24 protein-coding genes are annotated in these 25,116 nt (G+C 62.2%); 9 read left to right on the plus strand and 15 right to left on the minus strand.

Translation table 11 applies throughout. The features are described 5' to 3' along the window. Positions 1 to 87: 87 nt before the first annotated feature. Both JV241A_RS22735 and yccS read left to right on the plus strand, forming a co-directional pair. Positions 88 to 1,269 (plus strand): NAD(P)/FAD-dependent oxidoreductase, encoded by a 1,182-nt coding sequence (locus JV241A_RS22735; protein WP_115089200.1) that lies wholly within the window; start codon positions 88 to 90, stop codon positions 1,267 to 1,269. Between the two features lie 118 nt (positions 1,270 to 1,387). Beyond that, positions 1,388 to 3,571 (plus strand): YccS family putative transporter, encoded by a 2,184-nt coding sequence (yccS, locus tag JV241A_RS22740; RefSeq protein WP_134064572.1) that lies wholly within the window; start codon positions 1,388 to 1,390, stop codon positions 3,569 to 3,571. On the opposite strand, the gene JV241A_RS22745 is transcribed toward yccS, so the two are convergent. Continuing rightward, positions 3,572 to 4,312 carry a transporter substrate-binding domain-containing protein gene (locus JV241A_RS22745; protein ID WP_134064574.1) on the minus strand — a complete coding sequence of 247 codons (741 nt, stop codon included), beginning with the start codon at positions 4,310 to 4,312 and terminating at the stop codon, positions 3,572 to 3,574. Positions 4,313 to 4,544: 232 nt separating this feature from the next. Here JV241A_RS22745 and JV241A_RS22750 point away from each other — a divergent pair, with 232 nt between their 5' ends. Beyond that, entirely contained in the window at positions 4,545 to 4,997 is a 453-nt protein-coding gene (locus JV241A_RS22750) for a GNAT family N-acetyltransferase (RefSeq protein ID WP_115089205.1), read from the plus strand. A 95-nt stretch (positions 4,998 to 5,092) separates the two neighbouring features. On the opposite strand, the gene JV241A_RS22755 is transcribed toward JV241A_RS22750, so the two are convergent. From JV241A_RS22755 to tkt, 9 genes are all read right to left on the minus strand, one after another. Next, positions 5,093 to 5,389, minus strand: coding sequence for a winged helix-turn-helix domain-containing protein (locus tag JV241A_RS22755; RefSeq protein WP_115089207.1), 297 nt, complete (start codon positions 5,387 to 5,389; stop codon positions 5,093 to 5,095). A 17-nt stretch (positions 5,390 to 5,406) separates the two neighbouring features. Beyond that, a complete protein-coding gene (locus JV241A_RS22760) occupies positions 5,407 to 5,907 on the minus strand; it encodes a M48 family metallopeptidase (protein ID WP_134064576.1) in 501 nt (166 codons plus the stop codon). Between the two features lie 39 nt (positions 5,908 to 5,946). Beyond that, positions 5,947 to 8,067: an EAL domain-containing protein gene (locus tag JV241A_RS22765; RefSeq protein ID WP_134064578.1), complete on the minus strand. Its 2,121-nt coding sequence runs from the start codon at positions 8,065 to 8,067 to the stop codon at positions 5,947 to 5,949. A 213-nt stretch (positions 8,068 to 8,280) separates the two neighbouring features. Beyond that, positions 8,281 to 9,345, minus strand: coding sequence for a class II fructose-bisphosphate aldolase (fba, locus tag JV241A_RS22770; protein WP_115089213.1), 1,065 nt, complete (start codon positions 9,343 to 9,345; stop codon positions 8,281 to 8,283). Between the two features lie 97 nt (positions 9,346 to 9,442). Then, complete coding sequence (locus JV241A_RS22775) at positions 9,443 to 9,769, minus strand: MliC family protein (protein ID WP_134064580.1); 327 nt, start codon at positions 9,767 to 9,769, stop codon at positions 9,443 to 9,445. Positions 9,770 to 9,820: 51 nt separating this feature from the next. Continuing rightward, positions 9,821 to 10,039: a hypothetical protein gene (locus JV241A_RS22780; protein ID WP_115089217.1), complete on the minus strand. Its 219-nt coding sequence runs from the start codon at positions 10,037 to 10,039 to the stop codon at positions 9,821 to 9,823. Positions 10,040 to 10,069: 30 nt separating this feature from the next. Further along, positions 10,070 to 11,233 carry a phosphoglycerate kinase gene (locus tag JV241A_RS22785; RefSeq protein ID WP_134064582.1) on the minus strand — a complete coding sequence of 388 codons (1,164 nt, stop codon included), beginning with the start codon at positions 11,231 to 11,233 and terminating at the stop codon, positions 10,070 to 10,072. A gap of 12 nt (positions 11,234 to 11,245) precedes the next feature. Beyond that, positions 11,246 to 12,313, minus strand: coding sequence for an erythrose-4-phosphate dehydrogenase (epd, locus tag JV241A_RS22790; protein ID WP_115089219.1), 1,068 nt, complete (start codon positions 12,311 to 12,313; stop codon positions 11,246 to 11,248). 154 nt (positions 12,314 to 12,467) lie between these two features. Further along, a complete protein-coding gene (gene tkt / locus JV241A_RS22795; protein ID WP_115089220.1) occupies positions 12,468 to 14,465 on the minus strand; it encodes a transketolase in 1,998 nt (665 codons plus the stop codon). A gap of 259 nt (positions 14,466 to 14,724) precedes the next feature. Between tkt and JV241A_RS22800 the strand changes: the two genes are divergently transcribed. The 3 genes from JV241A_RS22800 (at position 14,725) to ligB (ending at position 18,776) form a co-directional block, all read left to right on the plus strand. After that, a complete protein-coding gene (locus JV241A_RS22800; protein ID WP_115089221.1) occupies positions 14,725 to 15,726 on the plus strand; it encodes a metalloregulator ArsR/SmtB family transcription factor in 1,002 nt (333 codons plus the stop codon). Positions 15,727 to 15,738: 12 nt separating this feature from the next. Beyond that, the gene (gene metK, locus JV241A_RS22805) at positions 15,739 to 16,929 is read left to right on the plus strand and encodes a methionine adenosyltransferase (RefSeq protein ID WP_134064584.1); all 1,191 of its coding nucleotides are present in this window, start codon (positions 15,739 to 15,741) and stop codon (positions 16,927 to 16,929) included. A 167-nt stretch (positions 16,930 to 17,096) separates the two neighbouring features. Continuing rightward, complete coding sequence (gene ligB / locus JV241A_RS22810) at positions 17,097 to 18,776, plus strand: NAD-dependent DNA ligase LigB (protein WP_134064586.1); 1,680 nt, start codon at positions 17,097 to 17,099, stop codon at positions 18,774 to 18,776. A gap of 65 nt (positions 18,777 to 18,841) precedes the next feature. Here the strand turns inward: ligB and JV241A_RS22815 are convergent, their stop codons facing one another. Further along, positions 18,842 to 19,285: a hypothetical protein gene (locus JV241A_RS22815; protein ID WP_134064588.1), complete on the minus strand. Its 444-nt coding sequence runs from the start codon at positions 19,283 to 19,285 to the stop codon at positions 18,842 to 18,844. Positions 19,286 to 19,590: 305 nt separating this feature from the next. On the opposite strand from JV241A_RS22815, the gene JV241A_RS22820 reads away from it, so the two are divergent. After that, positions 19,591 to 19,986 carry a DUF1090 domain-containing protein gene (locus tag JV241A_RS22820; RefSeq protein WP_115089223.1) on the plus strand — a complete coding sequence of 132 codons (396 nt, stop codon included), beginning with the start codon at positions 19,591 to 19,593 and terminating at the stop codon, positions 19,984 to 19,986. A 130-nt stretch (positions 19,987 to 20,116) separates the two neighbouring features. On the opposite strand, the gene JV241A_RS22825 is transcribed toward JV241A_RS22820, so the two are convergent. Further along, on the minus strand, positions 20,117 to 20,563 hold the full coding sequence (locus tag JV241A_RS22825; protein ID WP_115089518.1) for a cytochrome c: 447 nt from the start codon (positions 20,561 to 20,563) through the stop codon (positions 20,117 to 20,119). Between the two features lie 130 nt (positions 20,564 to 20,693). Between JV241A_RS22825 and JV241A_RS22830 the strand changes: the two genes are divergently transcribed. Further along, a complete protein-coding gene (locus JV241A_RS22830) occupies positions 20,694 to 21,845 on the plus strand; it encodes an MltA domain-containing protein (protein WP_134064590.1) in 1,152 nt (383 codons plus the stop codon). 6 nt (positions 21,846 to 21,851) lie between these two features. Here the strand turns inward: JV241A_RS22830 and JV241A_RS22835 are convergent, their stop codons facing one another. Then, on the minus strand, positions 21,852 to 22,238 hold the full coding sequence (locus tag JV241A_RS22835; protein WP_115089225.1) for an MAPEG family protein: 387 nt from the start codon (positions 22,236 to 22,238) through the stop codon (positions 21,852 to 21,854). 25 nt (positions 22,239 to 22,263) lie between these two features. Further along, on the minus strand, positions 22,264 to 23,097 hold the full coding sequence (locus tag JV241A_RS22840; protein ID WP_134064592.1) for an EamA family transporter: 834 nt from the start codon (positions 23,095 to 23,097) through the stop codon (positions 22,264 to 22,266). Positions 23,098 to 23,297: 200 nt separating this feature from the next. On the opposite strand from JV241A_RS22840, the gene JV241A_RS22845 reads away from it, so the two are divergent. After that, entirely contained in the window at positions 23,298 to 24,533 is a 1,236-nt protein-coding gene (locus JV241A_RS22845; RefSeq protein WP_115089227.1) for a sodium:proton antiporter, read from the plus strand. A 90-nt stretch (positions 24,534 to 24,623) separates the two neighbouring features. Here the strand turns inward: JV241A_RS22845 and JV241A_RS22850 are convergent, their stop codons facing one another. Beyond that, entirely contained in the window at positions 24,624 to 25,022 is a 399-nt protein-coding gene (locus tag JV241A_RS22850) for a hotdog domain-containing protein (RefSeq protein ID WP_115089228.1), read from the minus strand. Positions 25,023 to 25,116 lie beyond the last annotated feature (94 nt).

Genomic DNA, 25,116 nt, shown 5'->3' on the forward strand with positions numbered 1-25,116 from the left:
GCGGGGCAAGCCCGCTCCTACACACCATCGCTGTAGGAGCGGGCTTGCCCCGCGATAGCTTCACCATCGAATTTCGAGGATTTTGCAGTGCGTTCCACCGAAGTGATCATCATCGGCGCTGGCGCCGCCGGCCTGATGTGCGCCTTGAGCGCCGCCAAACGCGGCCGTCAGGTGCTGTTGCTCGACCACGCCAACAAACCGGGCAAGAAAATCCTCATGTCCGGCGGTGGCCGCTGCAACTTCACCAACATGTACACCGAGCCGGGCAATTTCCTCTCGCACAACCCGCACTTCTGCAAGTCGGCCCTGGCCCGCTACACCCAGTGGGACTTCATCGAGATGGTCGGCAAGCACAGCGTGCCCTACCACGAGAAGAAGCTCGGCCAGCTGTTCTGCGATAACAAGTCCAGCGACATCCTCGGCATGCTCCTCGACGAATGCGCCAGCGCCGGCGCCGAGCTGCGCATGGATACCCGCATCGAGCAGATCGAAAAACTCGACAGCGGCTACCTGCTGGAAACCAGCGCCGGACAGTTCCGCTGCCAGTCATTGGTGATCGCCACCGGCGGTCTGTCGATCCCGACCCTGGGCGCCACCGGTTTCGGCTACCAGGTCGCCCGCCAGTTCGGCCACACCCTGCTGCCGACCCGCGCGGGCCTGGTGCCGTTTACCATCACCGAACCACAGCTCAAGGCGATCTGCACTGAACTGTCCGGTACCTCGGTGGACTGCGTGGCCAGCTGCAACGGCACCGCCTTCCGGGAAAACCTGCTGTTCACCCACCGCGGCCTGAGCGGCCCGGCGATCCTGCAGATTTCTTCGTTCTGGCAGGCCGGCGACACGCTAGAGATCAACCTGCTGCCAGAGCACGACGCCCTGAGCTGGCTGCAACAGCAACAGGCCGAGCGCCCCAACAGCGAGCTCAAGACCCTGCTCGGGGAGATCTTCACCAAGAAGATGGCCAACCTGCTGGCCGAGCACTGGTTCGTCTCCAAGCCGATGAAGCAGTACACCCCGGCGGAACTGGCCCAGGTCAGCGACAAGCTCGGGGCCTGGCAGGTGGTGCCGGCCGGCACCGAAGGCTACCGCACGGCCGAGGTGACCCTGGGCGGCGTCGATACCCGCGAGGTCTCGTCGAAAACCATGGAATCACTGAAAAGCCCGGGCCTGTACTTTATCGGCGAAGTGCTCGACGTCAGCGGCCACCTGGGCGGCTTCAACTTCCAGTGGGCCTGGGCCTCGGCGTACGCGGCCGCGCAGTTCGTCTAACCTTCGCGGTAGAATCAGCGCATCAAGGAACAAATTTTGCTGGTCAGATGGCAGCGGTAACACTGCTGCCATCTGATTGGCTCAATTTCGATCATCGCCCAAGGCCTGCCCACCCGACATGTCATCCTCCTCGTTCAGCCAATCGTTGCGCCGCCTCTGGGCCCTGGACAAGTTCAGCTACGCCATCCGCGTTCTTATCGCCCTGACCGGCAGCATGCTGCTGTGCTGGTACAAGGACGAAATGAGCCTGCTGATTCCGCTGTTCCTGGGGATTATCGCCAGCGCCCTGGCCGAGACCGACGACAGCTGGCAAGGGCGCCTGAATGCCCTGGCAGTCACCCTGGTGTGTTTCACCATCGCCGCGCTGTCGGTGGAACTACTGTTCCCCTACCCGATAATCTTCGGCTGCGCCCTGGCCCTGGCCAGCTTCGCCCTGACCATGCTCGGCGCCCTCGGTGAACGCTACGGCGCGATTGCCTCGGCGACCCTGATCCTGTCGGTCTATACCATGATCGGCGTCGACCAGCGCGGCGGCGAAGTCACCGATTTCTGGCATGAGCCGCTGCTGCTGGTGGCCGGCGCCGCCTGGTACGGCCTGCTCTCGGTGCTGTGGCAGGCGTTGTTCTCCAACCAGCCGGTGCAGCAGAGCCTGGCCCGGCTGTTCCGCGAACTGGGCCGTTACCTCAAGCTCAAGGCCACCCTGTTCGAGCCGATTCGCCAGTTGGACGTCGAAGCCCGCCGCCTGGAGCTGGCGCAGCAGAACGGCCGGGTGGTGGCCGCGCTCAACGCAGCCAAGGAGATCATCCTGCACCGGGTCGGCAATGGCCGGCCGGGGTCGAAGGTCAGCCGCTACCTGAAGCTGTACTTCCTCGCCCAGGACATCCACGAGCGCGCCAGTTCTTCGCACTACCCGTACAACGCCCTGACCGAAGCCTTCTTCCACAGCGATGTGCTGTTCCGCTGCCAGCGCCTGCTGCGCCAACAGGGCGTGGCTTGCCAGCAACTGTCCGAATCCATCCAGCTGCGCCAGCCGTTCACCTACGACACCAGTTTCGCCCAGGCCCTGGAAGACCTGCACGCTTCGCTCGAGCACCTGCGCATCCAGAGCAACTCGGCCTGGCGTGGCCTACTGCGTTCGCTGCGCGCACTGGCGGCGAACCTGGCGACTCTTGACCGCCTGCTCAGCGACGCCAGCAACCCCGACAACCTCGCCGATGCCAGCGACAGCAGCCTGCTCGACCGTTCGCCGCGTAACTTCAAGGACGTCTGGAGCCGCCTGCGCCAGCAACTGACACCGACCTCGCTGCTGTTCCGCCACGCCCTGCGCCTGCCCCTGGCACTGTCGATCGGCTATGGCATGGTGCATTTGATTCACCCGACCCAGGGTTACTGGATCATCCTCACCACCCTGTTCGTCTGCCAGCCCAACTACGGCGCCACGCGGCGCAAGCTGGTACAAAGGATCATCGGCACCGCCATCGGCCTGACCGTCGGCTGGGCGCTGTTCGACCTGTTCCCAAGCCCGGTTGTCCAGTCGCTGTTCGCCGTGGCCGCCGGGGTGGTGTTCTTCGTCAACCGCACCACCCGCTACACCCTGGCCACGGCGGCGATCACCCTGATGGTGCTGTTCTGCTTCAACCAGATCGGCGATGGCTACGGGCTGTTCCTGCCACGGCTGTTCGATACCCTGGTGGGCAGCCTGATCGCCATCCTGGCGGTGTTCCTGTTCCTCCCGGACTGGCAGGGCCGGCGCCTGAACAAGGTGCTGGCCAACACCCTGAGCTGCAACAGCACCTACCTGCGCCAGATCATGCAGCAGTACGCCCAGGGCAAGAGCGACGACCTGGCCTACCGCCTGGCCCGGCGCAACGCCCACAACGCCGATGCAGCGCTGTCGACCACCCTGGCCAACATGCTCATGGAGCCGGGGCATTTTCGTAAGGAGGCGGATGTCGGTTTTCGCTTTTTGGTGCTCTCGCACACCTTGCTCAGCTATCTCTCGGGCCTGGGCGCACACCGCGACAGCGCGCTGGATGCCGCGGTTCGCGAGCAGTTGATCGATGGCGCCGGGGCGAGCCTGGCCAACAGCCTGGATGAGATTGCCGAAGGCCTGGCCAGCAAACTGCCGGTGGCGATCCACAGCGATGCCGAAGAAGCCCTGGCCAACGACCTTGAGCAGATGCCCGAAGAGCTCGACGAAAACCAACGTCTGGTGCAAACCCAGCTGGCGCTGATCTGCCGGCAGCTGGGGCCGCTGCGCACCCTCGCCGCGCACCTGATCAAGGACAGCACGCCGGCCTGATTACATGCCGTGCTGCTTGAGCAACCGGGCGTAGCTGCCATCGGCTTTCATCTGGGCGATGGCACGATCGAAGCCGGCGACGATCTGCTGGTGCTCGGTGTTCTTCAGGCTGACGAGAATATGCAGGCTGTTCTCGCTGACGGGCTTGTCAAAGAACTCCACAGCTTCACGCACCTCTTTCGGTTCGCGCTTGAGGTAGTAACCGGCAACAAACTCATCTTCCAGCGCCAGGCGCACGCGGCCGGCGGCCAGCATGCCGACGGCGACGGAAAAACTGCGTACCGGAATTTTCTGCAAGTTAGCGTCGCTGTCGAACTCGGGTGAGTAGGCGTAATCGCGCACCACGGCGACGGGGAACGGGTACAGGTCGCTGAGGGCATTGAAGCGCACCGCATCGCCCTTGCGTTTGAGCAGGCGGATACGGTTGGTCAGGTAGCCAGCGGAGAACTGGCCGATTTCGGTTCGCGAGTCGTTGTACCAGGCATTGACCAGCACATCGTAGCGCCCGTCCCCCACCCCCAGCAGCGCCCGCGCCCAGGGCACCTGTTGGTACTGGCTGGTATAACCGGCACGGGTCAGGGCGGTGGTGACAATGGCCGTGGCAAGGCCACCGTTGGCCATGTTGGCATCGGTGAAAGGTGGCCAGCTGTCGGCAACCAGGCGCAGTGTGGCGGCCTGCGCCGTCGTGCTCGCCAGTAGCAGTATTCCCAGCAAAGCCAAGACTCGAAGCAATGGCCGCATGCTCAAATCCTTTAGCGAACCCCTGGTTCGCGCCGTTGATTTCAACTGCTTGAGAATGTTCAGTGCCAATCAGCCATTGCAGGTTACACAAAGAAGAAGTACTCGGGCAGAGGCAAATGATATCAAATGGCCTCTATTCCGGTCGACTTCGAGCCTGTATTGACCTGGCGCAATTAGACCCTCGCGCGGCTGTCTGCCATGATCAGGGGTATCAACCACTTGAGAGACGCCCATGGCTATCGACTGGATCTGCAAACACCACAGTGACATTGGCAAGGAACAACTCTATGCCATTCTGCGACTGCGCACCGAAGTCTTCGTGGTCGAACAGAAATGCGCCTACCAGGAAGTCGACGGCCAGGACCTGGAGGGCGATACCTGCCACCTGATGGCCTGGGAAGGTGACAACCTGCTGGCTTACTTGCGGTTGCTGGACCCGCAAGCCCAGGGTGGTGACGTGGTCATTGGCCGGGTACTGATCGCCCCCGAAGCACGCGGCCGCGGCCTGGGCCATGAACTGATGGAGCATGGGCTCAAGTACGCAGAGCATTACTGGCCTGAAGTGCCGGTGTACCTGTCAGCCCAGGCGCACTTGCAGGACTACTATGCGCGCCATGGTTTCAAGGTGGCGGGAGAGGAATACCTGGAAGACGATATCCCGCATATCGGTATGCGTCGCGGCTGAAATTCAGGGCTGCTGCGCAGCCCATCGCTGGCAAGCCAGCTCCCACAGGAGTCACACAGAACCTTGTGGGAGCTGGCTTGCCAGCGATGGGGCCCTCAGGGATAGCCAAGCACCTCACGAACACTGCGCAAATGCTGAATGATCCACTGCTTGTCGATCGCTCCCCAGTCGCGAATCCGGTAGTGCCCGGCATGATTGCGCGCCCCTGCCTGCTGCTCGAACTCACAGACGATATCCAGGTCAGCCAGGGCGGCAATGGTGTCCTGGGCGGTACGCCGGGGCATGCCGGTGGCTTCCATCAAGGCCGGGACAGTGCTGGCGGTCTGGCTGTCGATCAGCCAGGCGACATACAGCCGGCGGTAGAAACTGCTCTTGGTCTTGCTCACTTCCATTGGCAAATCCTCAGGGCCTACAGGCTGGCGGGCAGCTCGCGGTAGGTCAGGTAAACCCGCAGGTCGAATTCCAGTTGATGGTAGCCCGGCTGCATGTATTCGCAGAGCTGGTAGAACGCCTTGTTGTGATCGGACTCTTTCAGGTGCGCCAGCTCGTGTACCACGATCATCTTCAAAAACTGCGGCGCCGCCTCCTTGAACAACGAGGCGATACGTATTTCCTTCTTGGCCTTCAACTTGCCGCCCTGTACCCGCGACACGGCCGTATGCAGCCCGAGCGCGCGATGGGTGAGGTCAAGGCGGTTGTCGAACAGCACCTTGTCGAGGTTCGGCGCGTTGCGCAGGTGCTCCTGCTTGAGCGCCTGGGCATAGGTGTACAGCGCCTTGTCGCTCTGCACCGCGTGCCTGTCCGGATAGCGCTGCTGCAGGAAGTCGCCCAGGCGATTGCTGGCAATCAACTGGCGAACCTGGTCTTGCAGGGCGGGCGGGTAGGCTTGCAGGTACTTGAGTGCGGTCATGGCCAAAACGGTTGACGATAAAACGCCCAGTGTACCGAACTACACCCGCTGCCAGTCAAAAAAGCCCGGAAACGCCCCGGCGTCCCCTGGTGTCATGGGCCGCGCCACCAGAAACCCCTGCACATACTCACAACCGTTGGCCTGCAGCCATTGCGCCTGCTCGCGGGTTTCGACGCCTTCGGCGATGACGCTGATCGCGTACTGTCGGCACAGGTCAATCACACAGCGAACCAGGGCCGCGTCCGCTTGCGACCCGGGCAACCGGGCGACCAGATGGCGGTCGAGCTTGAGGGTGTCGATCGGCAGGTCGCGCAACATGCGCAGCGAGCAATCGCCAGCACCGAAATCGTCGAGGGCGATACGCACGCCCAACTCACGTAGCTTGTGCAGCTGCTTCAAGGCCACATCGTTGTTGACCATCAACGAAGTCTCGGCAACCTCGACCTCAAGCTGCGCCGGGTCAAGGCCCTGGCCGGCAATCACCCGTCCGAGCTCCTCGACCAGGTTGGGCATGGCAAACTGCACGCGGCTGAGGCTGATCCCCAGCACCAGGCCCGGCTCGAAGCATTCCTGCCAGTCACGCCGCTGCGCCACGCCTTGGGCGTAGATCCAGCTGGCCAGGCGCGAAATCAATCGCGCCTCTTCCAGCAAGGGCAGGAACAACCCTGGCGGTACATCGCCGACGCTGGGATGCTGCCAGCGCAATAGCGCCTCGAAGCCGCGCAGACGCCCGTCGGCAAAGGCGACCTGAGGCTGGTAGACCAGGCTGAAATCCTTGTGTTCAATGGCACCGCGCACCGAGTCTTCGAGCATCAGGCGTGAGCGTGCCCTGCCGTTGAGGTCCTGGTCGTAATAGCGGTACTGCTGGCGCCCAGCCTGCTTGGCCGCATACATCGCAGCGTCGGCCGCGCGCAACAGGCCGTCGAGGTTGGCGCCGCAATCGGGGTAGGTGGCAATACCGATGCTCACACCCAGGGTCACTTCCATGCCCTCGATCTGCTGGCAGATCGACATGCGCTCGATCACCCGCTCGGCAAAGCGCGCGGCCTGCTCAGGGTATTCCAGGGCATCGAACAGCGCGGTGAACTCGTCGCCGCCCATGCGCGCGAGGATCGCACTGGCGCCCAGGCAATCCTTGAGCTGTTCAGCCACCCAATGCAGCACCCGGTCGCCGGCCTCATGGCCGAGAAAATCATTGATGCGCTTGAAGCCATCCAGATCCAGGTACATCAGGGCCTGGGTCTTGTCGCTGCGCTCGTTGCGCACCAAGGCGCTTTCGGCAGCCTGATAGAAGCCACGGCGGTTGAGCAGCCCGGTCAGGGGGTCGGTGACCGCCTGGAACTCCAGTTGCTGGTGCAGGTTGCGCACCACCGACATGTCCAGCACCGTGACCACCATGGCGCGCTGGCCATCGGTCAACGGCGAGCACGACAGCGCCACCGGCACCGGCTGGCCACCCGCCGTGCGCAGCAGGGCGTCGTGCAAGCGGAAGATCTGCCGATCCAGGTAGGCCTGGTAGAAAGCCGAATCGCTCCACAACGTCATCCCCGGCGATTGCACGAAATCCAGCAGGTTGGCACCTTGCAGCACCTCTACCGACGCTTCGAGCAACTGTGAGATGGCCGGATTGGCAAAAGTAATCTCGCCGTTTTCACCCACCACCAGGATGCCTTCGGCGGCATTGTTGAGCACCGATGCATTGAAAGCCCGCGCCGCTTCCAGGTCGCGGCTCAAGCGCTGCAACGAGCGTCGGTTGCGCTGCTGCTCGAGCAAGACCTGAACCTTGGGCTTGAGGATCTGTGGGTCGAAGGGTTTGAACAGGTAGTCCACCGCCCCACTGGCATACCCCTTGAGCACGGCGGCCTGGGACTGCTCGTTGGCCGTGAGGAAGATGATCGGCGTCAGCCGCGTGCGCTGGCTGCCGCGCATCAGGCGCGCAACCTCGAAACCATCCATGCCCGGCATCTGCACATCCAGCAGCACCAGGTCCACTTCATGTTCGAGCAGCGCGCTCAGGGCTTCCATCCCCGAGCTCGCGGTGAGTACTTGCCAATCCTGGCGGGCCAGCAAGGCCCGCATGCTGATCAGATTTTCCGGGTAATCATCAACGACCAGCAGTACTGAGCCGCTATCGTGTGACTGAGGTTGCGCGCAATCCATGCTGCTTCTCTTAGGACACCAATGCCGGACTTCGGCTGAAATCTGTGCGTAACTCTAGACCCGGCTGCCATAAATCTGAAGTCAGCACATTGCCATCATGCATGGAAAGGCCTGTTAGCCGACTAACGGTCTATCCATCCAGGCCATGCGCATTGCTTCCTTGGCGCGCAGGCACAAAAAAACCCGCATCGCTGCGGGTTTTTCTGTTCAGGCTTAGTTGACCTTGGCGGCCAGCTCGCCCTTGGCGTAACGCTGGAACATCGCTTCCAGGGAGATCGGCTTGATCTTCGAAGCGTTACCCGCGGTGCCGAAGGCTTCGTAACGGGCGATGCAGACGTCGCGCATGGCCTTGACGGTTTCGCCGAAGAACTTGCGTGGGTCGAACTCGCTCGGGTTAGTGGCCATCAGGCGACGCATGGCACCCGTGGAGGCCAGGCGCAGGTCGGTGTCGATGTTGACCTTGCGTACGCCGAACTTGATGCCTTCGACGATTTCTTCAACCGGTACGCCGTAGGTTTCCTTGATGTCGCCGCCGTACTGGTTGATGATCGCCAGCCACTCTTGCGGTACCGAGGACGAACCGTGCATCACCAGGTGGGTGTTGGGGATGCGCTTGTGGATTTCCTTGATGCGGTCGATCGCCAGCACGTCGCCGGTAGGCGGCTTGGTGAACTTGTAGGCACCGTGGCTGGTACCGATGGCGATGGCCAGGGCGTCGACCTGGGTCTTCTTGACGAAGTCGGCGGCTTCTTCCGGATCGGTCAACATCTGGCTGTGATCCAGCACGCCTTCGGCGCCGATACCGTCTTCTTCACCGGCCATGCCGGTTTCCAGCGAACCCAGGCAGCCCAGCTCGCCTTCAACCGAAACGCCGCAGGCGTGAGCCATGGCAACGGTTTGCTGAGTAACGCGAACGTTGTAATCGTAGTCGGTCGGGGTCTTGCCGTCTTCACCCAGCGAACCGTCCATCATTACCGAGCTGAAGCCCAGCTGGATCGAGCGCTGGCAGACGTCAGGGCTGGTGCCGTGGTCCTGGTGCATGCACACCGGAATGTGCGGGAACTCTTCGATGGCCGCCAGGATCAGGTGGCGCAGGAACGGCGCGCCAGCGTATTTGCGGGCACCGGCCGAGGCCTGGACAATCACCGGGGAGTCGGTCTTGTCGGCAGCTTCCATGATGGCGCGCATCTGCTCGAGGTTGTTGACGTTGAAAGCTGGAACGCCGTAGCCGAATTCAGCGGCGTGGTCCAGCATCTGGCGCATGCTAATGAGTGCCATTGTGTATCTCTCTCCCGACAAGCGTCGTTTTTCGTGCAAGCCTGCCGCAGCGGCGGTTGCTATTCAAGTAGTGTGGGCCTTCGAGCGGCCCGGCCAGTCACGGCGCCTTGCAGCCCCGCCCTATCAAATCATCGGTGGCGACCCAGTACACCAGGCCTTCATCACCCTTGCTGTGGAACGCCAGCACTCCATCGCTGTACAACGCACCCGAGCCACTGGGCTCCGGCTTGAGCCGGTAGACCTGGTCGCCGCCACCAAGGCGCACGTCCACATCCTGCTGGCTGCTATCGGCAAAGCGCCAGAGTACTTCAGCCTGGCTGTCACAGACCCAGCGGGTCCAGTTGTCGGTCGGCGCCGGCGCAGGCTTGAGGCTTGCACAACCACCGAGTACTGCCAGGGCCATCAAGGCCACTACCGCTTTCATCCAATATCCTCTAGCAGACCACAAACCGGCCGGTAGGTTGCCCTGAACCGATCAAGGGCACCCCGGGGCCCGGTGCTGATGTTCGTCGTCGTATTTCTCCAGGCCATCCGGGCCCAGCCTTTTGTTGATCACCGGTACCGTCTCGGCCTGCCATTCAGACTGATAACAGCCACCTTTCGGCGCGCCGGGCTTTGGCGTCGCCTGCTCCGGGTTACTGGAGCAAGCGCCGAGCAGCCCGGCCAGGATAATCACAGGCAATTGCTTGACCATCGGGTCGCTCCCTTTGCCAGGCCGAATGGATCAGGCCTTGGCCCGCTGTTCCAGCATTTCAACGGCCGGCAGCACTTTACCTTCTACGAACTCTAGGAATGCACCGCCACCGGTAGAAATGTAGGAGATTTGCTCGGCTACGCCATATTTGTCGATGGCTGCCAGGGTATCGCCACCACCGGCGATGGAGAACGCAGTGCTGTCGGCGATGGCCTGGGCCAGCACCTTGGTGCCGTTGCCGAACTGGTCGAATTCAAACACGCCAACCGGGCCGTTCCACAGGATGGTCTTCGACGACTTCAGCAGCTCGGCGAAGTTGGCTGCGGTTTGCGGGCCAATGTCCAGGATCATGTCGTCTTCGGCAACGTCGGCAACCAGCTTGACGGTCGCTTCAGCGCTTTCAGCGAATTCCTTGGCCACGACTACGTCCACCGGCAGCGGCACGTTGACCTTGGCGGCAATGGCCTTGGCAGTGTCGATCAGGTCTGGCTCGTACAGCGACTTGCCAACCGGGTGACCGGCAGCGGCCAGGAAGGTGTTGGCGATGCCGCCGCCGACGATCAGCAGGTCGCAGATCTGGCTCAGGCTGTTGAGCACGTCCAGCTTGGTCGAGACCTTGGAGCCGGCAACGATGGCCGCCATCGGCTTGGCCGGGGCTTTCAGGGCCTTGCCCAGGGCATCCAGTTCGGCGGCCAGCAGCGGGCCAGCAGCAGCCACCTTGGCGAACTTGGCGACACCGTGAGTCGAGCCTTCAGCGCGGTGAGCGGTACCGAAGGCATCCATCACGAACACGTCGCACAGGGCGGCGTACTTCTGCGCCAGCTCGTCGGCGTTCTTCTTCTCGCCCTTGTTGAAGCGCACGTTCTCGAACAGGACGATATCACCGGCCTTGATTTCGACACCCTCGAGGTAGTCGGCAACCAGCGGCACGTCGCGGCCCAGGGCCTTGCTCAGGTACTCGGCGACCGGCTTGAGGCTGTTCTCGGCGGAGAATTCGCCTTCGCTCGGGCGGCCCAAGTGCGAGCAGACCATCACGGCCGCGCCCTTTTCCAGGGCCAGCTTGATGGTCGGCAGCGAAGCGAGGATGCGCGCATCGCTGGCAACCACACCGTCCTTCACAGGCACGTTGAGGTCTTCGCGGATCAGTACGCGCTTACCTTGCAGATCGAGGTCGGTCATCTTCAACACGGTCATGAATGCAGTCCTTCAGGGCTGTTTACAAGTGGAGCGGGTTTGATTGACGACGTGCAGAAAGTGATCGGCAACGTCGAGCATACGGTTGGCAAAACCCCATTCGTTGTCGAACCAGGCCAGCAGGTTGACCAGCCGGGGGCCGGAAACGCGGGTCTGGCTGGCATCGACAATGGCCGAATGCGGGTCATGGTTGAAATCACAGCTGGCGTGCGGCAGTTCAGTGTAGGCCAGCAGACCTCGCAGCGGGCCGCTCAGGGCGGCTTCGCGCAGCACCCGGTTGACCTCGGCCGCAGTGGTGTCGCGGGCGGTCTGCAGGGTGATGTCCAGGCACGACACGTTAACGGTCGGCACGCGTACGGCTTTGGCCTGAATTCGCCCGGCAAGTTCCGGCAGCAGCCGTTCGATGCCGCGGGCCAGGCCCGTGGACACCGGGATCACCGACTGGAACGCCGAACGGGTACGGCGCAGGTCTTCGTGGTGATAGGCGTCGATGACCGGCTGGTCGTTCATCGCCGAGTGGATGGTGGTGATCGACACGTACTCCAGGCCAAAGGCCTGGTCCAGCACGCGCAGCAGCGGCACGCCGCAGTTGGTGGTGCAGGAGGCGTTGGAGACCAGCCTCTCGGTGCCATCCAGGCAATCCTGGTTGATCCCGTAGACCACTGTGGCGTCGACATCTGCCTCACTGGCCATGGGTTGGGAGAACAGCACCCGCGGCGCACCGGCGTCGAGAAAACGCTGGGCATCGGCGCGGGTGTTGTAGGCACCGGAACACTCCAGCACCAGATCGACGTCGAGCGCCGCCCAGTCGACCCCTTCCGGGGTGGCACTGCGCAATACTTTCACGCAGTCGCCATTGATATGCAGACAATCGCCGTCGACCTTCACCTCACCGGGGAAACGCCCGTGGGTGGAGTCGAAGCGTGTCAGGTATTCGATACTGGCCTGGTCGGCCAGGTCATTCAGTGCAACGATCTCGAAGCCCGCCTTCGCCCCCCGCTCAAAGAGTGCGCGCAAGACGCAACGACCAATACGGCCGTAGCCGTTGAGTGCAACTTTGTAAGGACGCGTTTGGGGCATGGGATGCTCACGGAACAGAAGCGTTATCTGCAACCTGCGGGAATCGAGTTGACTTCAATCGCTGGCAAGCCAGCTCCCACAGGGATCACCGCAGCCCCTGTGGGAGCTGGCTTGCCAGCGATGAAGCCGACGCCAGTCCCACAGGGAAACGGGATCAGTCTTCCAGCAGCTCTTCAGCAGTACCCAGGATGTTTTCCAGGGTGAAACCGAACTCTTCGAACAAGGCCGACGCAGGTGCCGACTCGCCGTAGGTGGTCATGCCGATGACGCGGCCTTCGAGGCCGACGTACTTGTACCAGAAGTCGGCATGGGCCGCTTCGATGGCGATACGCGCGCCGACTTCCAGCGGCAGCACCGACTGCTTGTAGCCAGCCTCCTGGGCATCGAACACGCTGGTCGACGGCATGGACACCACGCGTACCTTGCGGCCTTGCTCGGTCAGCTTGTCGAAGGCCTGAACCGCCAGGCCGACTTCGGAACCGGTGGCGATCAGGATCAGCTCAGGCTCGCCTGCGCAGTCTTTGAGGACGTAGCCACCGCGGCTGATGTTGGCGATCTGCTCGGCATCACGCTCCTGGTGCTGCAGGTTCTGACGCGAGAAGATCAGCGCCGACGGGCCGTCTTTACGCTCCAGGGCGAACTTCCAGGATACCGCCGACTCGACGGCATCGGCTGGGCGCCAGGTGTCCAGGTTCGGCGTGCTGCGCAGGCTGGTCAGTTGCTCGATCGGCTGGTGGGTCGGACCGTCTTCGCCCAGACCGATGGAGTCGTGGGTGTAGACGTGGATGACCCGCTGCTTCATCAGCGCCGACATGCGCACTGCGTTGCGGGCATATTCCATGAACATCAGGAAGGTGGCGCCGTAAGGCACCAGACCGCCGTGCAGGGCAACACCGTTCATGATTGCGGTCATGCCGAACTCGCGCACGCCGTAGAACATGTAGTTGCCGCTGGCGTCTTCGGCGCTGACGCCTTTGCAGCCTTTCCACAGGGTCAGGTTGGAACCGGCCAGGTCAGCCGAACCGCCGAGCAGTTCAGGCAGCAGCGGGCCAAAGGCGTTCAGGGCGTTCTGGCTGGCTTTACGGCTGGCAATGGTTTCGCCCTTGGCCGCGACTTCAGCGATGTAGGCCGCTGCTTTCTCGGCAAAATCAGCCGGCAGGTCACCGCTCAGGCGACGCACCAGTTCGTTGGCAAGCTCAGGGTGAGCCGCGGAGTAGGCCGCGAAACGCTGGTCCCACTCGGCTTCAACGGCCTTGCCGGCCTCCTTGGCGTCCCACTCGGCGTAGATGTCAGCCGGGATTTCGAACGGGCCGTGGTTCCAGTTCAGCGCTTTGCGCGCCAGGGCGATTTCGTCGTTGCCCAGCGGAGCACCGTGGCAATCTTCCTTGCCCTGCTTGTTCGGCGAACCGAAACCGATGATGGTCTTGCAGCAGATCAGGGTCGGCTGCTCGCTCTTGCGCGCGGTATCGATGGCGGTGCGGATCTCGTCGGCGTCATGGCCGTCGACATTGCGGATCACCTGCCAGTTGTAGGCTTCGAAACGCTTCGGGGTGTCATCGGTGAACCAGCCTTCGACTTCGCCGTCGATGGAGATGCCGTTGTCATCGTAGAAGGCGATCAGCTTGCCCAGGCCCAGGGTACCGGCCAGGGAAGCGACTTCGTGGGAAATGCCTTCCATCATGCAACCATCACCCAGGAACACATAGGTGTGGTGGTCGACGATGTTGTGGTTCTTGCGGTTGAACTGGCCAGCCAGGACTTTTTCAGCCAGGGCGAAACCAACGGCGTTGGCCAGGCCCTGACCCAGTGGCCCGGTGGTGGTCTCGACGCCCGGGGTGTAACCGAGCTCCGGGTGGCCCGGGGTACGGCTGTGCAGCTGACGGAAGCTCTTCAGGTCGTCGATCGACAGGTCGTAGCCGGTCAGGTGCAGCAGCGAATAGATCAGCATCGAACCGTGGCCGTTGGACAGCACGAAGCGGTCACGGTCAGCGAAGCTCGGGTTGGTCGGGTTGTGCTTCAGATAATCACGCCAAAGAACCTCGGCGATATCCGCCATGCCCATAGGGGCACCGGGGTGGCCGCTGTTGGCCTTTTGCACGGCATCCATGCTGAGGGCACGAATGGCGTTGGCACGCTCACGACGGCTGGGCATCGCTTATCTCCTGGGTGTTGAATTAGTTACGAAACGAAAAAAGGCGGCCATTTTCGCCCAGGCACGTACCCGGGGGCAATGACGGATGGTCGATGCAGCATGATTTTCCTGTGAATGAGAGAAGAATCAGGCGTTAACCCGGGCAAACAGCCGGATCGGTCGCACAGCCTGCGACGAATTGCCCCGCCTATCGCGCAATATCAAAACTTTTTGATATTGGCCTTGCGACGTTATCGTTGCCTGACTAGACTGCCGCTCCATGAACCTACCCGTGCCGTCGATCCGCCAAGAGCAAAGCGATGCGCTGGCTGCCCTGTGCAAAGCCGGCGGCGACCCGCTGCGCCTGAACGTATTGCGCGCACTGGCCAGCGATTCGTTCGGCGTGCTGGAACTGGCGCAGATCTTCGCCATTGGCCAGTCGGGCATGAGCCACCACCTCAAGGTGCTGGCCCAGGCCGGATTGGTGGCGACCCGCCGCGAAGGCAATGCGATCTTCTACCGCCGCGCCCTGCCCGACGGCCTCAGCCTCGGCGGCAAGCTGCATGCGGCATTGCTTGAGGAGGTCGACGGGCTGACCCTGGCCGATGATGTCCAGGCCCGTATCGCTCAGGTGCAACAACGTCGGGCGGCCACCAGCCAGGACTTTTTCCTGCGAGTCGAAGAGAAGTTTCGCGCACAGCAGGACTTGATTGCCGGCTTGCCGCAGTACCGCGAAAGCCTGTTGGCCTTGCTCGACAAACTCAGTTTTGAAGCCGGCGCCAATGCCCTTGAAGTGGGCCCCGGCGATGGCGAATTTCTTCCCGAGCTGGCCCGGCGCTTTACCCGGGTCACCGCCCTGGACAACAGCCCGACCATGCTCGACCTGGCCCGCCGGGTCTGCGAGCGCGAAGGTCTGGCTAATGTGAACCTGCAGTTGGCCGATGCACTCAGTGCAACGGATGTGGAAGCCGACTGCGTAGTGCTGAACATGGTCCTGCACCATTTCAGCGCCCCGGCCGAAGCCCTGCGGCAGTTGGCCAACCGTGTGAAACCAGGCGGCAGCCTGTTGGTAACAGAGTTGTGCAGCCACGACCAGAGCTGGGCCAGAGAGGCCTGTGGCGATATCTGGCTGGGCTTCGAGCAGGACGACCTGGCCCGTTGGGCCAGCGCTGCGGGACTGGCTCCCGGGGACAGCCTCTATGTGGGCTTACGTAATGGTTTCCAGATTCAGGTCCGCCATTTTCAGCGACCGGCTGGCGACATCACCATCGGTAAATTTTAGGAACCCGTCGAGATGAGCGAATACTCCCTTTTCACCTCCGAGTCCGTGTCTGAAGGGCATCCGGACAAAATCGCCGACCAGATTTCGGATGCGGTGCTGGACGCCATCATCACCCAGGACAAGTTCGCCCGCGTGGCCTGCGAAACCCTGGTGAAAACCGGCGTAGCGATCATCGCTGGCGAAGTCACCACCTCGGCCTGGGTCGATCTGGAAGACATCGTTCGTAAAGTGATCGTCGACATCGGTTACAACAGTTCCGACGTCGGCTTTGACGGCGCGACCTGCGCGGTCATGAACATCATCGGCAAGCAGTCGGTAGACATCGCCCAGGGCGTTGACCGCAGCAAGCCTGAAGACCAGGGCGCCGGCGATCAGGGCCTGATGTTCGGTTACGCCAGCAACGAGACCGACGTGCTGATGCCAGCACCGATCTGCTTCTCGCACCGCCTGGTCGAGCGCCAGGCCGAAGCGCGCAAGTCCGGCCTGCTGCCGTGGCTGCGCCCGGATGCCAAGTCGCAGGTTACCTGCCGTTACGAAGGCGGCAAGGTAGTCGGTATCGATGCCGTGGTGCTGTCGACCCAGCACAACCCTGAAGTGTCGCAAAAAGACCTGCAGGAAGCGGTGATGGAGCTGATCGTCAAGCACACCCTGCCGGCTGAACTGCTGCACAAGGACACTCAGTTCCACATCAACCCGACCGGCCAGTTCATCATCGGTGGCCCGGTAGGCGACTGCGGCCTGACCGGCCGCAAGATCATCGTCGACAGCTACGGCGGCATGGCCCGTCACGGTGGTGGCGCGTTCTCCGGCAAGGACCCGTCCAAGGTTGACCGTTCTGCCGCCTATGCCGGTCGCTACGTGGCCAAGAACATCGTCGCCGCCGGCCTGGCCGAGCGTTGCGAGATCCAGGTTTCCTACGCCATCGGCGTCGCTCAGCCGACTTCGATCTCGCTGAACACCTTCGGTACCGGCAAGATCTCCGACGACAAGATCGTCCAGTTGGTTCGCGAGTGCTTCGACCTGCGTCCGTACGCAATCACCACCATGCTCGACCTGCTGCACCCGATGTACCAGGAGACTGCTGCCTACGGTCACTTCGGCCGTATCCCGCAACAGAAGACCGTCGGCGACGACACCTTCACCACCTTCACCTGGGAACGCACCGACCGCGTCGACGTCCTGCGCGCCGCTGCCGGTCTGTAAAAGCTGAAGTTGTAAAAAAAGCCCCAGCCGGTCACTCGGCTGGGGCTTTTTTGTAGGAGCGGGCTTGCCCCGCGATGAAGTACGCAACATGACCTGACAGTTGAGGACTGCTAACGCCACCAAACTTTTCTAGGCTATGCATTCCATCACGAGCAAGGATGCTCGCCATGCTGCACAAGTCCCTGTTGTCCCTTCTGCTCTTCTTTTGGCTGCTCCCGGCACACGCGCAGACCTGCCCCGCCTGGACGCCCGTTCAGGCCCGGGCAGAAATCCGCCAGCTCCAGCAAACCCTTGCCGACTGGGACGACCACTATCATCGCCAGGGGGTCTCGCTGGTCGCTGACGAACTTTATGACCAGAGCCGTACGCGCCTGACGCATCTGCAAAGCTGCTTCCCCTCGCCGACAAAGTCGCAGGGCAACCCACTGAAAAACGCCGTCGGCCCTCTGCGCCACCCGATTCCCCATACCGGCCTGGGCAAGCTGGCCGACGATGCCGCAGTCAAAGCCTGGCTGCATGACAAGCAAGACCTGTGGATTCAGCCCAAGGTCGACGGCGTGGCCGCCACCCTGGTCTATCGCGGCGGCAAGCTGGTGCAACTGATCAGCCGTGGCGATGGCGTCCATGGCCATGACTGGAGCCGGCACATACCGGCTCTGGGCACACTCAACCAGCAGCTTCCCGAGCCCCTCGACCTGGTGTTCCAGGGCGAACTGTTCTGGCGCCTGGACGGCCACGTGCAAGCCAACGCCGGCAGCCTCAACGCCCGCGGCAATGTCGCCGGCCTGCTCGCGCGCAAACGCATCAGTGCCGAACAGGGCGCTGTGGTCGGATTGTTTGTCTGGGCCTGGCCGCTGGGGCCGGCCGACCAGCGCGAGCGGCTCAAGGGCTTGAGTGCATTGGGCTTCGAATACAGCGAGCGGTACAGCGAACCCTTGAGCACCTTTGCCGATGCAGCCAGATGGCGTGAGCATTGGTACCGCAGCCCACTACCCTTCGCCAGCGACGGCGTTGTGCTGCGTCAGGGCAAGCGCCCGGACGGCACCCGCTGGCAAGCACGCGACCCATACTGGATAACGGCCTGGAAGTACCCCTTTGCCCAGGCCCTGGCCGAAGTCCGTGGCGTGCAGTTCACTATCGGTCGCACCGGGCGCATCACCCCGGTGCTGCAAATCGAGCCGGTGCAACTGGATGACCGGCAGATCCGCCAGGTCAGCCTCGGTTCCTTTCAGCGCTGGCAGCAGCTGGACATCCGCCCCGGCGACCAGGTTGCCATCAGCCTGGCCGGGCTGACCATCCCGCGCCTGGATGAGGTAGTACTGCGCAGTGTTCAGCGCATGGACCTCGCGGTTCCGGACCCTGCCCGGCACCACCCGCTCAGTTGCTGGCAACCTAGCGATGGCTGCCGCCGCCAGTTCATCGCCCGCCTCAACTGGCTCAGCGGCAAGCAAGGCCTGAACATGCCGCGACTGGGGCCGGGCACCTGGGAAAAACTGATCGACAGTGGTCATGTGCGAGGACTGGGCGACTGGCTGGACCTGCAGGACGAAGACTTGCAGTCGGTACCTGGACTTGGCGAAAGCAGCCGCCAGCACTTGCTGCATGCCTTCGACCAGGCCCGCCAGCAACCCTTTGCGCGCTGGCTCAGCGCTTTGGGCATACCGGCCGCAATCCCGTTAAAGCCAACACACACCTGGGCAGATCTGCTCCAGCGCGATGCCGAGCAGTGGTTGGCAGAACTAGGCATAGGCCCGGGTCGCAGTGCGCAGCTATTGGCTTTTTTCCGCTCCCCGGAGGTGCAAATAGTGGCCGAACAATTGCGCAGACACCGAATCGGTGGCTTCTAGCTGTACACGCACATCATTTGTACCGCTGCAGCCCCGGCAAGACTTCTGCCGGGGCGACCTCACGATTAGTCAACGGCAACAATAACTGTCACCGCCGCACTGTCTCCCGCAGGAAAGGCTCCGACGACATTAAAGTTATTAGTTATGTCTTTTGGATTGAATCTAAACCAAGTGTTAGCATTAACATCAACGCCCTCTCGGTAGTTAGAGTCGGTAGTACCTTCCCGGTCAGCACGCAGAGTAAAGCGACCAGTCCCCGACGCGGCCTTTAAATAAACCGTCGAATACTGCACAACCTCAGCGCGATTAATAAAATTTATGCCTGCTCTTTTGTTCTTCCCTTTGGACTCAACACGAACCCTTCGAAGTTCTCTCGGAGCGAATGTTGAGGAGTCCACAGGTATGCCTTTGAACTTATCTTCAAAAACCACGTCATCCGTTTCTTTGTCTGGCTTCGACCAATCCGGGTGTTGCGATTGGTCACCTGTATCGTTAACTTGAGTGCTCATCTCTGCGCATCCTATTGTGAAAAAGGGTATTGCTCCTGCCCCATCAGCTTATTCCCTCTATAAGCCCTCACAACTGGCATTTTTACTAGGTAGCCTCGGGCGAAAGCGCCGAATTATGGACATTTGAGAGCCCTGCCGGCAGACAATCGCTACAGCTAACACCGCACAGCTACTGACATTTTTCGCCTCCCGGGGGTGCAAATAGTGGCCGAACAATTGCGCAGACACACAATCGAGGGTTTCTAATTTTCCCGGATCAAGGCAGCATCATGGATTCTGCCAAGCCCGCGACAACGGAGCCCCCAATGAAACTGCTTTCCCCGCTTGCCCTGTTCACCGCCTGTTCACTCCTGGCCACGCCCCTGCTGGCTGCCGAACAACAGCCAGGCCTGACCGGTTGCGCAGCCAAGAAGCAAGCCATCAGCGAGCAGATCGAACAGGCTCGCGCCCATGGCAACAGCGATCAGCAAGCCGGTCTGGAAAAGGCGCTGAGCGAAGTGAATGAGCACTGCACCGACGCCGGCCTGCGCAAGGAGCGCGAGCAGAAAGTCCTCGACGCCCGCCACGAAGTGAACCAGCGTACCAAGGACCTGGACAAGGCCATGAAGAAAGGCGATGCCGAGAAGATCAACAAGCGCAAGGACAAGCTGGCCGAGTCCAAGCAGGAGCTGCAGCACGCCCTGGATGAGTTGGAGAAGTAACAGCAGGCGGGAACATTGGGGCTGCTACGCAGCCCATCGTCGGCAAAGCCAACTCCCACAATGTGACTTGCCGTGCACCCTGTGGGAGCTGGCGTTGCCAGCGATGGGGCGCCCCGCGCCCCTTGATCACTCAGTGATTTCGAAACTCGGTATGACAGGCTTTGCACGCCGCCTCGACCTTGTTCATCGGCTCGGTCAGCTGCGCGGCCTTGAGCGGCTGGGCACGGGTCACCGCCACCAGTTCGGCGGTGGTGGCTTCCATCTGCCGTGCCAGGTCCTGGAAGCGCGCCTGCTTCTCCCAGACATCGGTGCGGGCGCTGGTATCATCCTCTTCGCGAACCTGCGGGAAGTGCTTCCACGGTTCACGGGACAGGTTATCGAGCTTGACCGCGCCATCGGCGAACTTCTGCCCGTCGAACGCCAGGCGCCCGCGCAGCATGCCGCCCAGGTCTTCGCTGGTCTTGAGCATCTGTTTGAAGATCGTCTTGCGCTGGCCCAATGGCGAGTTGGGATCGACCCCGCCACAGGCACTCAGGGTCAAACACGCCAGCAGTACCACAGAAAGTCGCTTGAGCATCTTGATCACTTCGGCTCACGGAAAAAGGCGGCCAGTATCCTCGCCTCACCGGCAAAGACCAATACCCTTATTAAAACTACGGTTTGCAAAATACGCTGGAAGCCCCGCAAACCGCCGAGGAACCTCGTTGATGAAACTTCCTTTGCGCCACCTTGGCTGGACCCTGTCAGTGCTGGCCCTGCTGGCCGGCTGCAACGGCAGCGCGCCGGAAAAACCAAAGCCACACCCGCTGGCCACCTATGTCGGCGCTACCTGGAAAGACCTGCCACAGGTCAGCGATAGCGACCTGGTAGCCGGCTTCGAATCCTGGCGCAGTGCCTGCGAGCGACTCAAGCGCGATGCAGTCTGGGCCAACACCTGCACGGCAGCGGCAGCCGTTCCTTCAAGCCCGGCTGAAGTACGCAGTTTTCTCCAGGCGCAGCTGGACGTCTACAGCATGCGTTCGGCCGAGAACAACGCCAATGGCCTGATCACTGGCTACTACGAGCCGGTCTACCCCGGCAGCCTGGCCCAGACCGACAGCGCCAATGTGCCCATCTATGGCGTACCGGACGACATGATCGTTGTAGCCCTGGACAGCGTCTATCCCGAGCTCAAGGGCAAGCGCCTGCGCGGCCGCCTTGAAGGCCGGGTGCTCAAACCCTATGACACCGCAGAAACCATCAATGCCCAGGGCGCCAAGGCACCGGTACTGGCCTGGTTGACCGACCCGATGGACCTGCAGTTCCTGCAGATCCAGGGTTCGGGCCGCATTCAACTGGAAGACGGCCGCCAGCTGCGCATCGGTTACGCCGACCAGAACGGCCACCCCTATCGCCCGATCGGCCGCTGGCTGGTGGAACAGGGGCAGTTGAAAAAAGAAGAAGTGACCATGGGCAGCATCCATGCCTGGGCACAGAGCAACCCTACGCGGGTACCGGAGCTGTTGGCGAGCAATCCCAGCTACGTATTCTTCAGCACTCGCCCGGACAGCAACGAAGGCCCACGAGGCTCGCTCAACGTGCCGCTGACCACAGGTTACAGCGTAGCCATCGATCGCAAGGTGATTCCGCTGGGGAGTCTGCTGTGGCTGTCCACCACCCGCCCTGACGGGGCCCCGGTAGTGCGCCCGGTCGCCGCCCAGGACACCGGCGGGGCGATCACCGGAGAGGTGCGCGCCGATCTGTTCTGGGGCACCGGCAGTGAAGCTGGCAAGCTGGCCGGTGACATGAAGCAGCAGGGTCAGATTTGGCTGTTGTGGCCCAAGGGCACAGCCCTGCCGGCCGTGCCCCAGGTGCCATGATACGGTTCAGATCGAGACGAAGAAGAACGACGCGATCAGGCCCAGGCCAACGAACCACACCAGCGAACGCAGGGCGGCCCAGTCGGCCAGGTAGCAGATGATGTAGAGCAGGCGGCTGGTGATGTAGAGCACCGCCAGCACGTCCTGGGTCACCTGCTCGGCATTGCCGACGATGTCGGCGATGATCACTGCTGCGGCGAACGCCGGGAAAGCTTCGAAACTGTTCAATTGCGCCGCGTGGGCCCGACGCGGAAAGCCTTCGAGCTTGTCGAGGAAAGCCCGCGGGTCGTGGTTCTGGCGCAGGTTGAAGCGCCCGCTGCCAACCTTGGCGATGCTGGTACACACAATGGGCAGGAACAACGCAATCAGTACACACCAGAAGGCAACGGTCATGGCCAGGTCCTTGTCAGTAGAATTATCAGAGTTTCATGATCAGCATGCCGATCAGCACCAGCGCACAGGCTAAGAGCCTCGGCCCGCCAAAAGGTTCTTTGAGGTAGCGCATGCCGAACAGCACCACCAGGATTACGCTGACCTCGCGCAGCGCCGCGGCCTCGGCCACCGAGCCCAACTGCATGGCCCAGAGCACCAGGGCGTAGCTGAACAACACGCAAAAACCCACCGCCAGCCCCAACCGCCACTGCAGACGCCAGAACAGCATGAACGGCGCGCGTCGGGCCACCCCTGCCAGCAGCGGAAACGGCCAGGCACTGACCAGGGTCAGCCATACAAGATAGTCCAGCGGCTGCGACCACAGGCGGATTGCCTGACCGTCGAGCCAGGTGTAGCAACCGATGCACAGGCCAATCAGTGCCACCACCGGCAGCATCGACCAGGGCAATCGGTCACCGCCGCCGCCCTGCCAGAGCAGACACACCATGCCACAGGGGATCAGCAGGATGCCGATAATCTGCTGGCTGCTCAGGGATTCGCCGGCAAACGTCAGGGTCAGCGCCAGCACCACCAGCGGCGACAAGCCGCGCATCAGCGGGTAGACCAGCCCCAGGTCGCCGACCCGATAGGCTTGAATCAGCAGAAAACGATAGAAGAGTTCAAACAGCGCCGACGCCAGCACCCACGGCCAGACTTCAGCCGGCGGCACCTGGACGAACGCCACCATGGCAACGGCAAACACCAGCGCCACCACGTCCATGCTGGCAATCACCAGCAGGCGTTCGCCGCTGAATTTGATCAGGGTGTTCCAGGTCGCGTGCAGCAGCGCGGCGACCAGTACCAGTGAAGTGGCGAGCACGCAAAGGTCCTTGGCAAGACAGGAGAGGTCATCAATGGCCAGCCGGTATATAACCACTTCGGCGCCGGGTGCTGGAAACGAAATCGGCTGAACGCGGTCAACGCATCCAGTCAAAAGTGTGTCCCGAAGCCCTCGGCAGGTCATCAAAGAAATGCCCGAGGTTATCGGGTGTCGACTTGGAAGCCACTACAGGACCTAGGATGCTTGAGCTCGTTGCTGCGTTTATCTGTTTGACCACCCTCCTCACCTATGTAAATTACCGCTTTATCGGCCTGCCCCCGACCATCGGCGTGATGGTGACCGCATTGCTGTTCTCGCTGCTGCTGCAAGGCCTGAGCGTGATCGGTTACCCCGGCCTGGAAGAACGCGTGCAGGGCCTGATGAACCAGATCGATTTCAACGATCTGCTGATGCACTGGATGCTGTCGTTCCTGCTGTTCGCTGGCGCCTTGCATGTAAACCTTGCCGACCTGCGCAGCTATCGCTGGCCGATTGGCCTGCTGGCGACCGTCGGCGTGTTGATCGCCACTGTGGTCATCGGTTTTCTCGCCCACTGGATTTTCGCCCTGTTCGGCTGGCACGTGAGCCTGCTCTACTGCCTGCTGTTCGGTGCCCTGATCTCGCCGACCGACCCGATTGCGGTACTCGGCGCGCTACGTACTGCCAATGCTTCCAAGCCACTGAAGACCACCATCGTCGGTGAGTCGCTGTTCAACGACGGTACCGCCGTTGTGGTGTTCACCGTGCTGCTGGGCATCGCCCAACTCGGCGAAACACCAACGGTGGCTGACACCGCGATCCTGTTCGCCCGCGAAGCCATTGGCGGCATCGTGTTCGGCGGCCTGGTGGGCTACATCACCTACCGCATGATCAAGAGCATCGAGCAGTACCAGGTCGAGGTCATGCTGACCCTGGCACTGGTCATCGGCGGTTCGGCCATGGCCTACGAGCTGCACGTTTCGGCGCCGATCGCCATGGTGGTCGCCGGCCTGATCATCGGCAACCTTGGCCGCAACCTGGCAATGAACGACATGACCCGTCGTTACATGGACGGTTTCTGGGAACTGATCGACGACATGCTCAACGCCCTGCTGTTCGCCCTGATCGGCCTGGAGCTGCTACTGCTGCCGTTCTCGTGGATGCACCTGGCGGCCGCCGGCGTGCTGGCGGTGGCGATCCTGTTGTCGCGCCTGCTGACCGTGGCCCCGGCCATCGTCATGCTGCGCCGCTGGCGCCCGGTGCCGCGTGGCACCGTGCGGGTCCTGACCTGGGGTGGCTTGCGCGGTGGCGTGTCGGTGGCCCTGGCCCTGTCGCTGCCAACCGGTACCGAGCGCGACCTGTTGCTGAGCATTACCTACATCGTGGTGCTGTCGTCGATCCTGTTGCAGGGCCTGACGATCGGGCGGGTGGTGCGTGGGGTTACCGAGCAGCCTTGAGGCCGCTATCGCTGGCAAGCCAGCTCCCACATATCCTGGCCCTTGTGGGAGCGGCGGTGCGGCGACCCGACTTGACCCGCGATGCTGTTGTTACTCTACCGCGGTATCGAACTGATCCTTGATGTACTTGATCTCGGTGCGCCCGTGCGGCGCCGGCAAGCCGTCTTCACCCAGGTTGACGAAGACCATGCGGTCGACCGTGAGGATGCTCTTGCGGGTGATCTTGTTGCGCACTTCGCACTTGAGGGTGACCGAGGTGCGGCCGAACTCGGTGGCGGTGATGCCCAGCTCGATGATGTCGCCCTGGCGCGAGGCGCTGACGAAGTTGATCTCGGAGATGTACTTGGTCACCACGCGCTGGTTGCCCAGCTGCACGATCGCGTAGATCGCCGCCTCTTCGTCGATCCAGCGCAGCAGGCTGCCGCCGAACAGGGTGCCATTAGGGTTGAGGTCTTCGGGCTTGACCCATTTGCGGGTGTGGAAATTCATCTGTACTCCTGACCTGCATAGCCTCTGAAAGTCGGGCAGCGAAGGGCAACACAGCCCTCCGGCCCTCGCTCTACATGGTAGTCCCATTAGGGTG

Origin of the sequence: Pseudomonas sp. JV241A (assembly GCF_900275665.1) — a bacterium.
In the GTDB taxonomy this organism is placed as follows: domain Bacteria; phylum Pseudomonadota; class Gammaproteobacteria; order Pseudomonadales; family Pseudomonadaceae; genus Aquipseudomonas; species Aquipseudomonas wadenswilerensis.